Genomic DNA, 13899 nt, shown 5'->3' on the forward strand with positions numbered 1-13899 from the left:
AACCCCGCGATCCCCGCTCACCATAGCCGCGAAGACCCCTGTGAAGTCAGGGTTCAGGTCAGGGTCCGCGGGGCGCAAGTGCCCTCGTACCGCTACGGTTTGGCCCATGGATGTTTCCGGAACGAGCTCCGCCGATGAAAACACCAGGCCGCGGGCGGTCATCAAGACCACCGCGCGCCAGCTGCTGGTGAAACTGGGGGCCGGAGGGCTGTCCCTGGATGCCGTCGCCCGTGACAGCGGTCTCGGCCTGAGCGAGGTGGAGGCCGTCTACCCGCACCGGGACGACCTGCTGACGGCGCTGCTCATCGACGCCTACGACGACTCCGCCGCCGCGATGGAGCAGGCCGACGCAGCCGCCCTGGAGGCCGGCGCGTCGGCGGGCGCGCGGCTCCTCGCGGCCACCCGCGCGCTGCGGCGCTGGTCCTTCGCCAACCCCGGTGAGTTCACGCTGGTCTACGGCTCGCCCGTGCCGGACTACCACGCCCCGCAGGACACCGTCCCGCCCGCCTCGCGCACCCCGGCGGTCCTGGCCGGCATCGTGCGTTCGGCGCTGGAGGCCGGTGAACTCGCCGCGCCCCGGCGGGAGGTGCCGGGGCCGCCGCTGCTCCTGCCGGAGGCCGTGCAGCTCTTCGGCGGCACGCCCGAGGCCCCGTACGCGGACCTCATCGAGCGCGGCATCGTGCTGTGGAGCAATCTGATCGGGCTGCTGGTCTTCCAGGTCTTCAGCCGTACCCATGACAGCGTCCGGGACGAGGCCGCCTTCTTCGACTACGCCATCGCGGTGGCGGCCGAAGGGATCGGACTCGTGGTTCCCTTGGGCGAGAACACCGACTGAACCGTCCGCCGCGTGCGCGGCACCTGTGGGGGAAAGGGCCGTGAACACCATCAAGACTCTCTGCTTCGTCATCGCGGCGCTCTCGTCGTACGCCGCCCTCGTCTACCGGCTGCTCCAAGTCGGACGCAGCTGGCGGGACAGCACCTACCGCACACTGCTGATCACTCTGCTGTTCCAGTGCCTCACCTTCACGATGGGCGCCGTCGCCATGGGGAGCGAGCGCTTCCTGGGCGTCGGCAACCTCGCGATCCTGGTGATGCACCTGTCGGCGGTCGCCTTCTGCGTCAGCGCGCAGATCATCCTGCTGCGCTGGGCGACCGGCTCGGAGGAGTCGGCGCGCGGCGCCCGCTACTGGCTGATCACCGGCATCGCGCTCGACGCGCTGCTCACCGCGCTGTTCTTCATCGCCGACGGCCCCGGCCGCCCGGCCGAGGACTTCAACACCGGCAGCGGCCGGCCGCTGATCCTCACCTACCTCCTGGTCTTCATGGTCTCCCAGGCGGTTCCGTGCGTCACCATCCTGCGCCAGTGCGTGCCCTACGCCCGGATGGCGAGCAAGACCTCGCTGCGGCAGGCCCTGCGGATGCTCTCCGTCGCGGCGGTGATCCTCTTCCTCTACTGCCTGGCGCGGGTGGTCAACATCCTCACGGCCGCGGGCGGGCTGGACATCGGCGCCTGGACCCTGGCCGCCTCGGTCTTCAGCGCGCTGGGCATCGCCACCCTCTCGCTCGCCCTGACGATCTCCTCCTGGGGGCCGTCGGCCACCAGGCTGCTGGAGTGGGCCCACGGCTACCGGTCCTACCGGGCGCTGTATCCGCTGTGGCGGGATCTGTACGAGTCCTCGCCGGACATCGTCCTGGAGCCGCCCGGGGCCGCGGTCTCCGACCTCGACTACCGGCTGCACCGGCGGGTCATCGAAATCCGGGACGGATGGCGGGAGTTACGCCCCTACATCGACCGCACCACGGGCGGTGACGGCGAGGGCGACGGCGGGGCGGGCGTCCGGGGCGGCGAGGAGTCCCGGCAGGCGTTCGCCGAGGCCGCGCAGATCAAACAGGCCCTGCACGCCAAGCGCACCGGCACCATCCCCGATGACAACGCGGACACCGGCGACTTCGAGGACCGCGACACGGACAACTTCACCGCCGAGGTCGTCTGGCTCACCAAGGTGGCCGCCGCCTACCGGAAGCTCGACAACGCGCGCTGAGAGCCTGTGCCATACCCCCGGTTGAGGCGGGATCCCGCCCGGTCTGCCCCCGTCAGGCCGAGCGGGATATCCCCCGTGGTTCCCCCGTGTCCCCCGTTTCTTCCTTCCGGGCCGCGCGGGTGTTCCCCGCCCGGCCCGGCCCGGATCCGGCCCGGAAAGACCGGGGCCGGACCAGGTCGATATGACTGCCAGTCAACTCGACCACCCCCGTGAGCGGAGTTAGCTGGCAGCTATCGACGAGGTCCACGGTGGCGGAGTCCGGCCCGATTGTCAACTGACCGCTAATCTGCAAAACTGCCGAATAGCCGGGGGCAAAGCCGAGGAGGTGAGGGAGGGAGATTCGCATGTCCGAGACCGACGACCGGCCCGTGCTGGCAGTGCGTCTGGACGACCTCTTCAAGACCGTGCGCCCCAAGGGCAGGCACTGGACCAACGCCGAGGTCGCGGAGGAGCTGAAGCGGGCCAACCCCCAACTCAAGGTCGGGGGCGTGTATCTGTCGCAGCTGCGGACGGGCAAGCGTGCCAATCCCTCACCGGACCTGCTGGCCGCGCTGGCGCGCTTCTTCGGCGTGTCGGTCGCCTACTTCTTCGACGACCAGGTGGCCGAGTCGGTGCTCAGCGAGGTCGCCGCCATCGAGGCGCTCCGCCAGGCCGGGGTGCGCGCGGTGGCCATGCGGGCGGCCGGGATGAAGAAGGAGAACCTCGAGGCCATCACGACCATCATGGACCAGTACCGGCAGTTGCAGGGCCTCCCGCCGGTCACCGACCCTTCGGACCCGGAATGAGGGGTGCGGCTGGGTGAGGGGCACAGGCAAGGGGCGGTCGGCCGACCACGACCGCCGCAGTCAGCTCAAGAGGCTCCGCAAGGCCGGGGCGCGGCGGATCGCCGACCTCGAACTGCCGGAGGTGGCCGATGTGGCCGAGCTGTGCCGCCATCTCGGCGAGGTCCGTGGCCGCCCCATCACGCTGGTCCCGATGCAGATGCCGGCCACGCACCCGTGCGGTATGTGGGTCGCCGCGCGCGACGAGGACCTCATCTTCTACGACGCCAACACGACCAGCGCGCATCAGGAGCACATCATCTTGCATGAGCTGGGCCACATCATCTGCTGCCATCGCGGGGCGGGTTGGCTGGACGAGGCGAGCGCCCGCCTCCTCTTCCCCAACCTCGACCCCGACCTCGTGCGTGACATGCTCCTGCGCGCGACCTACGACGATGTCCAGGAGCAGGAGGCGGAGATCATCGCCTATCTGCTCTCCCAACGGGTGGGCGGCACCGAAGGGCGGCATGGCGCGCACCCGTCCGGGGGCTCCGGGGAATCCGGCAATGACGCCATGCTCAGCCGGATCGAACGCACCCTGATCTGACGTGGATCCGACGGTGCCTCATTCATCCCCCGGCGGCGGCCACCTCCTCGGCCAGGATCGACACGGTCCGCCGGATGTCGTCCTCGCGGTGCTCGCTGGTGATGAAGAACCGCAGCCTGGCGAGCCCCTCCTCCACCGCGGGATGGAAGATCGGATCGGCGATGACACCGCGGCCGAACAGCCGGTCCGCGATGTGCAGGGTCCTCGCCGAGTCGCCGAGGAGACAGGGCACGATCGGCGTGTGGGCGCTGGTGCCCGTCGCCAGACCGGCCGAGGTGGCCAGGCCGAGGAAGAGCTCCGCGTTGCGCCGCAGGGCGCGCACCCGGTCCGGTTCCGCGACGATCAGCTCGGTGGCGGCGAGCGCCGCGGCCGCGTTGGCCGGGGTCAGTCCGACGCTGTAGACGAAGCCGGGCAGCGTATGGCGCAGCCACCGCACCATCCGGGCCGAGCCGCCGAGATAGCCGCCGCAGCTGGCGAACGTCTTGGACAGGGTGCCCATCCACAGATCGACATCGGTGCGGTCGACGCCGAAGAACTCGCCGACGCCACGGCCGCGTTCGCCCACCGTGCCGATGCTGTGCGCCTCGTCGACCATCAGCAGGGCGCCGTAGCGCCGCTTCAGCTCGATCACGGCCGGCAGGTCCACCAGATCGCCGTCCATGCTGTAGGCGCCCTCGACGACGATCAGCACCCGTCTGAACCGGGACCGGTTGCGCCGCAGCGTGGCCTCCAGCCCGTCGATGTCGTTGTGGGCGAACGGGCGCCGCGCCGCCCCGGACAGGGCGCAGCCCTGGAGGATGCTGTCGTGGGCGAGCGCGTCGTGCACCACGAGGTCCCGCGGGCCGACGAGATGCCCGATGGCGGTCACATTGGTGGCGTGGCCGCTCACCAGCGCCAGGCAGTCCGCCACGCCGAGGAAGTCGGCGAGCGCCCGCTCCAGCCGTACGGTCGGCTCCCGTTCACCGGAGAGCATCCGGCTCGCGGAGACCGAGGTCCCGTACCGGTCCACCGCCTCGTGCGCGGCCTCGTTGACCGCCGGATGGCCGGAGAGCCCCAGGTAGTTGTAGCTGCCGAAGGACAGATACGGCCGGCCGTCGACCACGGTGGTGTCGCGGATGGTGCCCTGGTGGACGCGGAAGTACGGAAAGTCCGCGCCACTGCCGGTGATCGAGGTCAGGAGCTCCTCGAACTGCCGCACCTCGGGGAAGTCGTCGGCGCACGCGGTCGCCGTGTCCCAGTCCGTCCGTGTCTCCCGCGGCGGCGGCTCACCGGGGGCGGGCTCCCGCTCCCCCGGGAGGTGTGGATCGACCAGCGCGACCAGCCGCTCCACGGTGAGGTCGGGCGAGAAGATCTCGTCGGTGCGGAATCCCGGTATTCGTTTGCCGATGTTGACCTCCAGCTCCTGGAGCATCAGGGAGTCGAAGCCGAGGTCGGTCACCAGTCGCATCCGCTCGGACAGGTCGGCGAGCGGGAAGACGCCGGTCCGGGACAGCTCTTCGAGCACGATGGACGCGGCGGGCGCCGCGGCGGCCGGGGAGTCCACCGCCTCCGCCCGGCCCTCCCCCACCTCCGCGGGCGTGTGGGCCTCGTCCGCGGGAGCGCGCGCCGACTCGTCCACCACCCAGTGGTGGCGCGGGGCGAGCGGGCTCGGCGGCAGGGTGTGGGGCGGTACGCGCTCCATCACCGGCCGAAGCCCCGAGCCGGTGACCGCGCGCTCGGCGAGCCGGACCAGCGCGGCCGAGCGGGCCTCGGCGGACAGCGAGCCCGGCGCGGGCACGGCGGCCTCCGGCGGCTCCCCGGGTGGCACCGTGCCGGCCATCTGGCCCGGCCCGAGCTCTCCGGTGCGGCCGTCCGCCACGGCCTCGGCGGCGGCGGTCAGCTTGGTGACGGCGTCGGCGGCGTCCTCGGCCACCAGGGCGAGGCGTTCGGCCAGGGGAGCCCGGCGGGCCAGGGTGTCCGCCACCCCGGCCAGCGGCGGCCGGTCGTCGGCGAGGGTGTGGGCCAGCTCCCGGGCGTAACGGGCCAGCCCGGCCCGGTCGCGGGCGCTGAGCACCAGCAGCTGCGGCCCCTCGTCCGGGGCCCGGCGGGCCGGTGCCGTGGCGCACTCCTCCACCACCATATGGACGCCGGTGCCACCGAAGCCGAAGGCGCTCACCCCCGCCCGGCGCGGCTGCCCGGACTCCGGCCATCCGGTGGGCTTGGTCGGGATGGTCAGCCGCGCGGCGTCGAGCCCGGAGCGGTCGGCCAGGTCGAACTCCGGCTGCGGCGGTATCACCCCCCGGTGCACGGCCAGCACGGACTTGACGAGTCCGGCTATCCCGGCGGAGTTGAGCGCATGCCCGACCACCGCCTTCACCGCGCCGAGGAAGGCGGGGGCGCTCCGCTCGCCCCGCAGTTCCCGCAACACACCGACCTCGACCGGATCGCCGACCGTGGTCCCGGTGCCGTGCGCCTCGAGGTAGCCCACCGAGTCCGGGGGCAGGTCCGCGTCGCGGTAGGCCCGGCGCAGGGCCCTGAGCTGACCGGCCGCCTGGGGGTGCATCCCGCCCCGCACGGTCCCGTCGTTGGCCGTGCCCACACCCCGGATCACCGCGTAGACCCGGTCGCCGGCGGCCAGCGCGTCGGTCAGGGGCCGCAGCGCCAGCACCCCGGCGCCCTCCCCCAGCACAAAGCCGTCGGCCTCCGCGCCGAACGGCAGGCATCTGCCGCTGCGCGAGATGGCGCCGATCCGGCACAGCCCCACCAGCAGATCCGGGGCGAGTATCAGCTGGGCGCCGCCCGCGAGCGCGATCCGGCACCGGCCCGCGCGGAGCGCGAACACCGCGTTGGCCACGGCCATGAGTCCACCGGAGCACGCCGAGTCCAGCGCATAGCTCTCGCCGTGCAGATCGAAGACCGAACTGACCGTGTTCGGGCCCATGTTGAGCAGCAGCCCGGCCACGGAGGAGCCGTGCAGCCCGTCCACCGCGCGGACCGTCTCCGGCCATCGGGGGTCGGTGGCCCGCGCCCCGAACTCGCCGCCGGTCAGCTGGCGCATCCGGATCCGCATGGTGCTGAGCTCGCGATAGCCGCTCTCGGTGAGCGCCGTGATCACCGAGGTCTCCTCGCGGTCGAAGCCCTCGGCCTCCCATCCGGCGTCCTGGATCGCCTCACGGGCCAGGTCGATCAGCAGCCGGGCCTGCGGATCCATCGATCTGGCCCGCCGTGGCGGGATGCCGTAGTGCGGGGCGTCGAAGTGGCCCACGTCCGGCAGCAGCGCCATGGTGTCCGTATAGGTCGAGGATGTGTCGCGTAAGTTGTCGCTGACGAAGGTGGCGGTGCGCCATCTCGAGTCCGGGATGGGGGCGAACTGCGCCCGTGGATCGGTGAGGAGCCGCCAGTACTGGTTGACATTTCTGGCCCCCGGGAACCGGCAGGCCATTCCTACGATCGCGACGTCATCGCGCCGCGTTCCAGCTGAACCCACTGTGGAATCCCTCGCTGTCTCAGATGTCACCCGGCGGTGGCCAGTCGCTCGCGCCACCACTCCACCGTCGTCTTGACCTGCTCCTCGACGGGGGTGGCGCGCACCGCGAACGCGGCTTCGTAGGCGCTGGAGTCGATGACGAAGGGGCGGTCGAACTGGTAGCGGACCTCCTTGAGTTCACGCAGCAGCGGGGAGACCAGCGACGCCAGATTCAGTACGGCCGACGGCAGTTGGCGCACCGCCACCGGACCGGTTCCCGCCTGGGCGGCCAGCCGGTCCACCATCTCCCGGGTGGACAGCGCGGGCGCCGTCGGCATGTGCCACGCCCGCCCCCAGGCCCGTTCCTCGCCCGCGACCTCGGCCAACGCCGCGGCCACATCGGGGATATAGCTCCAGCTGTGCGGGGTGTCCGGGTCCCCGAGCGAGGAGACCGGCTTGCCGCGCAGCACTCGGGGCATGGCCCGTGCGGCCAGATGCCCGCCGTCGGTCACCCCGGGCCCGAAGAAGTCCGAAGCCCGCACCTCGACGGCCTTGATACGGCCCTGCTCATGGAGTTGCCGCGCCTGCTCCCATACGGCGGCGCGCACCCGCCCCTTGGTGCCGGTCGCCGCGAGCGGCAGCTCCTCGGTCATGGGACCGTCCACCGGGCCGTAGGCGTAGAGATTGCCCAGCATGACCAGGACGGCCCCGGTGGCCTCGGCGGTCGCGCAGAGCGATGCGGCCAGCGGTGGCCAATGAGCCGCCCAGCGGTGGTAGGGCGGTGCGGCACAGCTGTGGATGGCGGCCGCGCCCTGCGCGGCCTCGGTCAGTCGCTTGCTGTCCGTCGCGTCCAGCGCGACATGTTCGATGCCCGGTTCCGGGCTTCGGCTCGATGTGGTGATGACCCGTACCGAATGGCCCTTTTCGGCCAGCAGCCTGGCGGTGGCGGCTCCGGCGGGCCCGAATCCTATGACGACATGTAAGCTCACGCGCCGCACACTAGCGCGAGACCCTATGGCGTTTGGGCAGACTTTCCGATGGGACGTTCACCCTTGCCCGCCGCTCACCGGGTGGCGTCGGGACGGGCCGCGGCACCGACCGTGTGCATATGGCCCAGCCCCTGCCGGTAGGAGTCGAGCAGTCCGGTCTCGGCGTACGGGATCCCGAGGCCGCGGCAGTGCTCCCGGACCAGCGGCTGGACCAGCCTGAGGTGGGGCCGGGGCAGGTTGGGGAAGAGGTGGTGCTCGATCTGGTAGTTCAGCCCGCCGAGCAGCCAGTCCGTGACCGGCCCGCCGCGGACGTTCCGCGAGGTCAGGACCTGTCGGCGCAGATGGCCCCAGCGCTCACCGGCCGGGTCGGGCATCTCCATGCCCTTGTGGTTGGGCGCGAAGGCCATGCCCAGGTGGAGTCCGAAGAGCGCCTGGTGGAGCAGGGCGAACGCGATGGCCTTGCCCACCGGAAGACAGGTGAGCAGCAGGGTCGCGTATCCGGCGATGTGCACCGCCAGCAGCACGCCTTCGACGGCCCGCTCGCGCGGCGACTGCCGCCACAGGTCCCGGACGCTGTTCACCTTCAGGGCGATGCCTTCGAGCAGCAGCATCGGGAAGAACAGCAGGGCCTGGTGGCGGGTGACCCAGCGGGCGAACCCCTGGCGCACCGCGGCCTGTTCGGCGGTCCACACGAGTGCGCCGACGCCGACGTCCGGGTCCTTCTCGATGTGGTTGGGGTTGGCGTGGTGCCGGTTGTGCTTGTCGTTCCACCACGCGTAGCTCATGCCCAGCAGCAGATTGCCATGGAGGAGTCCGATGGTGCGGTTCGCCCGGCGGCCGACGGCGATCTGGGCGTGTCCGGCGTCGTGGCCGATGTAGGCGGTGCGGGCGGACAGGATCGCGAGCGGCAGGGCGAGCGGCAGCGTCCACCAGGTGTCCCCGGCGAGGACGAGTCCGGTCACCACCAAGGCCAGGGCGAGGAGGTTCCCGGCGATCATCCGCGTGTACCAGCCCTTGCGGCGCTCCAGCAGCCCCCGTTCCTTGACCTTCCGCAGCAGGGGGGCGAACTCGCTCCCCGGTGCCGCGCGGCCGCCACCGGGAGCGGTGGACACGGACGGCGCGGCGGCGACGGACGGCGCGATGGCCTGAGGCATGGAGGACTCCGGTCCTGGATTGGTCAGTAACACTCTGAGCTGCTTAAACGTACGGACCGAAGACCATGCGGCACCATGGCGTCAGCACCCTGAGGGTACGGGGGACAGCCCCCGGAACCCGGAGGGGGGTTAGCAACACCCCCGCCCGGGTGGCCCGACCGTGGCCGGTGGCCGGCTCAGCTCCGGCGCAGGCTCGCCAGGAAGCGCCAGAGCGCGGAGCGGAGCCGTACCGGTTCGGCGGGGGCGGGTGCCACGGGCTCGGGCGCCGGGCCGGGCGCCGCCGCCTCGGCCGGAGCCGCCACCGGGACCTGGCGCGTCCGCATGCGGTACCGGACCGGGAAGGACTTCAGGCCGCGTACATGTGTGGACGAGCGCCAGGGCAACTGGTCCACGGGCAGGCCGAGTTCGAGGTCGCACCGTTCGAACAGCCTGCCCACCGCGGTGGTGACGATCATGTCGGCGAGCCCCCGGCCCGGGCACTGATGCGGCCCCGCGCCCCAGGCCAGATGGGCGCGCGAACTCACCGACGCCTCCTGGCTGCCGGGGGTCGCGAACATCGGGTCGCCGTGCGCGGCGGCGATCGAGGGCACGACCGCATCGCCCGCGGCCAGCCGGAAGTCCCCCAGGTCGGAGTCGGCGGCGGGGAAGCGGAAGGTGAGGTTGACCCATGGTGGCGAGGCGATGTGCACGCGGTTGACCAGCTCCTCGACGGGCCCCGCCATCAGACCGTCCCGCGTCCCGGCCTCCCCGGCCAGCACCTCCAGCACGCTGTTGGTGATGGCGTGGCTGACCAGCTCCGACATGATGACGATGATCGCGTACAGCTCCAGGCCGATCTGCTCCACCGTCAGCGGGGGCTCGACCGCGAGCAGCCGGGTGGTCAGGTCGTCGCCGGGGTTCTGCCGCTTGTACGCGGCCAGTTCGGTCGTCGCGGCCACCAGCCGGCCCACGGCCGCGGCGGCATCGGGGCCGCCGTCCACCATCCGCCAGGAGTCCATGAAGACGTCGTCGCCCTGCTCGACCGGGAAGCCGAACAGCCGGTTGACGGCCATCAGCGGCAGCGCCCGCGCGAACTGCGCGCCCAGATCCGCCCATCCGCTGTCGCCGCCGTCCGCGAAGAAGGCGATCAGTTCGTCGGCGTGGCGGGAGACGGCGTTCGCCAGCTCCCAGGACTGGGGCGCGTCGGCGTCCTGGAAGGGGGCGAGCGCCTCCTCGACGGCGTCGCGGGTCGCCTTGTGCCGCTGGTCGTCCTGGAGCAGCAGATGGCTGACCTGATAGCCGGGCAGATGCGGCCAGTCGGCGGGCACCCGGCCCTCGCGCAGCCACCGCCAGTGCTGGACGTCCTTCTTCCATACGCTCTCGTCGCGCAGCACCTCCCGCACCTCGCCGAAGCCGAGCACCAGCCAGACCGGGACCCCGTGCAGATCGACCGGCGCCACCGGTCCGTACCGGGCCCGCAGCCGTGCGTAGACCGTGGCGGGCCGGGTCTCGAAGTCCCGTGTCACCAGCGGCTCGACGGCCAGGGACGCCAATTCGGACGGCTCGGATGGAGGGAATTGCATGTTCGATGTCCTCAAGTCGACAGCTGGGCCGTTCCGGCCGGGCCATGAGGTCCGTGTGGGGAAGCCACACGGAAACGGACGCGCGGCACGGAGGGGAGAAGCGGCCCGCTACGGCGCAGGCCAGACTAGCGGCCGTTCGGCGGGCTGAACAGCGCCGTGATCCAGGACATGTGGCGCGCTAAGCGCTCCGCGGGAAGTGCCGCGCGGTGCGGTCGTTCATCCGCGGCTGTGTCGTGGCTGGTCGCGCAGTTCCCCGCGCCCCTTCGGGGCGCACCCGAACCGCACCGGACTTCATCGAGGCCGCTTAGGGGGTGTCCTGCGGAGCGCGTATCGGTTCTTTCCCCTCCCCGCCACGCGGCCGAGCCGCGTAGCGCGGCTAAGGCTGGTGGCCGACCGCCTCCGTGTAGAAGGAGCGGTCCACGACCTGGTTCTCGGCCGGTGGGTCGCCCTCGATCACCCCGGCGGCTTCGTACGCCTTCCCCAGGCGGTCCACCGTGCCCGCGCGGATCTCCCAGTCCATACGCAGCGACGGCACGGCGGCCAGCGTGTCCGGCTCGGTCTTGAGCGCTTCGCCGAGCTCGCGTAGGAACGCCTTGTCCTTCTTGTAGTCCCCGGCGAAGTAGGTGTTGACGGTGCGGATATAGGCGCGCAGGAACGCCACTCCCGCGTCCGGGTCCCCGGTCAGCAGATCGGGTCCGAACAGCAGCCCGCCGAGCGGTTCGCCGCGCGGCTGACCGCCGAGGAAGGCGTAGCCCGCGTCGCCGTCCACCTGGCGCCACACCGGGTCGAGCAGCCATGCCGCGTCCACTCCGCCGTTCTTCAGCGAGGTGAGGACCTCGGCCGGGCCGAGCTGCTGGAAGCGGACGCTGTCCACGTCGGCCCGGTGTGCGGAGAGCACCTTCTCCATCGGGTACATGATCACCGAGCCCTTGCCGATGAGCGTGCCGACGGAGCGGTCCTTGAGGCTGACCTCGTCCGCCGTCTCCCCCGGCCGCAGCCTGGCCCAGAATCCGCTCTTGGAACCGGGCGCGGGGGTGAAGTTGCCGGCCACCCAGCGAATGTCGAACCCCTGCCGGACACCGTTGAGCACGGCGGCCTCCGGCGCCGCGTACTGGACGTCGATATCGCCCTTGGCCAGCAGCGGAAGCGCGTCCGGGGTGGGCAGCAGCTTCACCTCGACATCGAGCTTCTCCTTGCTGAACTCGCCCTTGGCCATGCCGATCCGCAGCGGCGCCAGATATTCGGCGGTGAGCGTGCTGGCCGAAACGACGATCTTCGTCTTCTTCTTCAGCGGCTTCGGCGCGGGCGCACCGGGCGCGCAGCGGGCCGGCTTGCGGGTGGCGGAGGTGTCGGAGGGGTCGGTCCAGCCCTTGGCGCAGCCCGCGACGGGGGTGATCGGGCGGGGCTTGCCGGGTGTGCCGGAGCGCGCCGAGTCCGAGGTCTGCGCGTCGCAGGCGGCGAGGGAGCCGAGGACGCCCAGCAGGGTCACGCCCGTGATCAGGGCGCGGGCGAGGGAGGGTGTCCGGGCCATGGGTGCCGCCTTCCGGGGGCTGGGGATTCGGAGCCGGGCTGGGGTCAGGACCGGGGACGGCCGCGGTCGCGTGGCGCCCAGGGGGTGAGCCTGCGGCCGATGAGCCGTACGAGTTCGGAGAGGACCACGCCGAGCACGGCCACGCAGACGATGCCGACGAACATCACGTCGTTCTGGAACAGCGCCCGCGAGTCGAAGATCAGGTGGCCGAGGCCGTCGTTCGCGGCGATCTGCTCGGAGGCGACGATGACCAGTACCGCCACTCCGGCCGCGACCCGCATGCCGACCAGGACCTGGGGCAGCGAGGCGGGCAGCAGGACATGGCGGAACATCTGCCAGGGACCGGCGCCGAAGACCCGTCCGGCCTCCCGGTAGCCCTCGGCGACGCCCATCACCGCGGCCATCGTGGAGATCCATACGAAGAAGAAGACGGTGGTCGCCACGAGCGCGATCTGGGGGCCCTCGCCGAGGCCGAACATATTGAGGAAGACGGGGAGCAGCGCCAGCTTGGGCACGACGTACAGGGCGTCGAGCAGCGGTTCCAGGGCCGCGCGGACCATCCGCAGCGCGCCCATCAGCAGCCCGAAGAGATAGCCCGCGGCCGTGCCGAGCGCGTATCCGGCGAGCACCCGCTTGAGGGTGGCCCAGACGTCCGGCCACAGCTTGCCGTCGGCGGCGCGCTGCCAGCCGTCCGCCGCGATCGTGGACGGCGCGGGGTAGATGCGCGGGTCGATCCAGTGCCGATGCGCGGCGAGTTGCCACAGCAGGATCAGCGCGGCGGGTACGGCGAGGGCGAGGGAGAGCTCGACGCCGCGGCGGCGCCGGTGGGCGCGGACGGGGTCGCGCTCCCCCGGTCCCGGGCGCCGCACCAGCACGGTCTCGGCGGGGCCCGCGGCTGCTCCACCGGGCCGTGCGGTACGGGCCGAGGCGGCCGTGCTCTCGCTCCTCATGAGGGCTTCCCCACCGTGTGCGCCGGGGTGGCGGCACCGGCCCCGGCCCGCTGGACCTCGTCGCGCAACAGCTCCCACAGCTCGGCGTGCAGCGCGGCGAACCGCGGGGCGCGGCGCATCGCCCCGGTGCGCGGGCGCTCGAACGGCGGGCGCCGTTCGGCGATCACCCTGCCGGGCCTGGCCGACATCACCACCACCCGGTCCCCGAGCACGATCGCCTCCTCCAGGCTGTGGGTGACGAACAGCGCGGTGGTACGGGTCGCCTGGCACACCGCGAGCAGCTCGTCCTGGAGGATGGTGCGCAGCTGGGCGTCGAGCGCGGCGAACGGTTCGTCCAGGAGCAGCACCTCGGGCTCCACCGCGAGCGCGCGGGCGATCGCCACCCGCTGGCGCATTCCGCCCGACAAGGTGGCCGGGTAGGCGTGGGCGAAGTCGGCGAGACCGAGCCGCTCCAGCCAGTCCCCGGCCCGCGCGTCGGCGGCCTTGCGCGGCACGCGCTGCACATCGAGTCCGAAGCGGACGTTGGCCAGTACGGTCTTCCAGTCGTAGATGCCGTAGTCCTGCGGGATCATCGCGGCCGGATGCCGGCGCCCCGCGCGAATCTCGACCTCACCGCCGCTGGGGCGGACGAGTCCGGCGACGATGCGCAGGAACGTGGACTTGCCGCATCCGGACGGGCCGACGATGCAGCAGAACTCCCCGTGCCGGATGTCCAGGTCGAGTGGTCCGAGGGCGTGCACCTGCCGGGTTCCGTGCCCGAAGGTGCGGGTCACCGCGCGGGCACGGACTTTCGGCGCGGCCCCGGGTGTGGTGTGCGGCTCCACCGGCTCCACCCCGTGACTTCTGATCGGTTCGGCG

The 13899-nt window shown here is 71.9% G+C and carries 11 protein-coding genes; 4 read left to right on the forward strand and 7 right to left on the reverse strand.

Annotated elements, in window-relative coordinates:
• Positions 1 to 106: 106 nt before the first annotated feature.
• From AB0E24_RS37005 to AB0E24_RS37020, 4 genes are all read left to right on the forward strand, one after another.
• Positions 107 to 835 (forward strand): TetR-like C-terminal domain-containing protein, encoded by a 729-nt coding sequence (locus AB0E24_RS37005; RefSeq protein ID WP_359383854.1) that lies wholly within the window; start codon positions 107 to 109, stop codon positions 833 to 835.
• A 40-nt stretch (positions 836 to 875) separates the two neighbouring features.
• Positions 876 to 2042, forward strand: a complete 1167-nt coding sequence (locus AB0E24_RS37010) for an MAB_1171c family putative transporter (protein ID WP_283882855.1) — start codon at positions 876 to 878, stop codon at positions 2040 to 2042.
• A 344-nt stretch (positions 2043 to 2386) separates the two neighbouring features.
• The gene (locus AB0E24_RS37015) at positions 2387 to 2827 is read left to right on the forward strand and encodes a helix-turn-helix domain-containing protein (protein WP_069867447.1); all 441 of its coding nucleotides are present in this window, start codon (positions 2387 to 2389) and stop codon (positions 2825 to 2827) included.
• Positions 2828 to 2840: 13 nt separating this feature from the next.
• Entirely contained in the window at positions 2841 to 3410 is a 570-nt protein-coding gene (locus AB0E24_RS37020) for a toxin (RefSeq protein ID WP_359383857.1), read from the forward strand.
• 22 nt (positions 3411 to 3432) lie between these two features.
• Here the strand turns inward: AB0E24_RS37020 and AB0E24_RS37025 are convergent, their stop codons facing one another.
• From AB0E24_RS37025 to AB0E24_RS37055, 7 genes are all read right to left on the reverse strand, one after another.
• Complete coding sequence (locus AB0E24_RS37025; protein WP_359383860.1) at positions 3433 to 6876, reverse strand: aminotransferase class I/II-fold pyridoxal phosphate-dependent enzyme; 3444 nt, start codon at positions 6874 to 6876, stop codon at positions 3433 to 3435.
• A 26-nt stretch (positions 6877 to 6902) separates the two neighbouring features.
• Complete coding sequence (locus tag AB0E24_RS37030) at positions 6903 to 7844, reverse strand: NAD-dependent epimerase/dehydratase family protein (protein WP_359383862.1); 942 nt, start codon at positions 7842 to 7844, stop codon at positions 6903 to 6905.
• A 74-nt stretch (positions 7845 to 7918) separates the two neighbouring features.
• Positions 7919 to 8998 carry a fatty acid desaturase family protein gene (locus tag AB0E24_RS37035; RefSeq protein ID WP_359383865.1) on the reverse strand — a complete coding sequence of 360 codons (1080 nt, stop codon included), beginning with the start codon at positions 8996 to 8998 and terminating at the stop codon, positions 7919 to 7921.
• Positions 8999 to 9174: 176 nt separating this feature from the next.
• Positions 9175 to 10560, reverse strand: coding sequence for a cytochrome P450 (locus tag AB0E24_RS37040; protein WP_359383868.1), 1386 nt, complete (start codon positions 10558 to 10560; stop codon positions 9175 to 9177).
• 376 nt (positions 10561 to 10936) lie between these two features.
• Complete coding sequence (locus AB0E24_RS37045) at positions 10937 to 12091, reverse strand: ABC transporter substrate-binding protein (RefSeq protein ID WP_251770386.1); 1155 nt, start codon at positions 12089 to 12091, stop codon at positions 10937 to 10939.
• A 44-nt stretch (positions 12092 to 12135) separates the two neighbouring features.
• Entirely contained in the window at positions 12136 to 13041 is a 906-nt protein-coding gene (locus AB0E24_RS37050) for an ABC transporter permease (RefSeq protein WP_254645733.1), read from the reverse strand.
• Positions 13038 to 13865, reverse strand: coding sequence for an ABC transporter ATP-binding protein (locus tag AB0E24_RS37055; RefSeq protein ID WP_102937848.1), 828 nt, complete (start codon positions 13863 to 13865; stop codon positions 13038 to 13040). Before AB0E24_RS37055 ends, AB0E24_RS37050 begins: the two co-directional genes overlap by 4 nt.
• Positions 13866 to 13899 lie beyond the last annotated feature (34 nt).

The sequence above is a fragment of the Streptomyces malaysiensis subsp. malaysiensis genome (assembly GCF_040653035.1).
Taxonomy (GTDB): Bacteria; Actinomycetota; Actinomycetes; order Streptomycetales; family Streptomycetaceae; genus Streptomyces; species Streptomyces malaysiensis.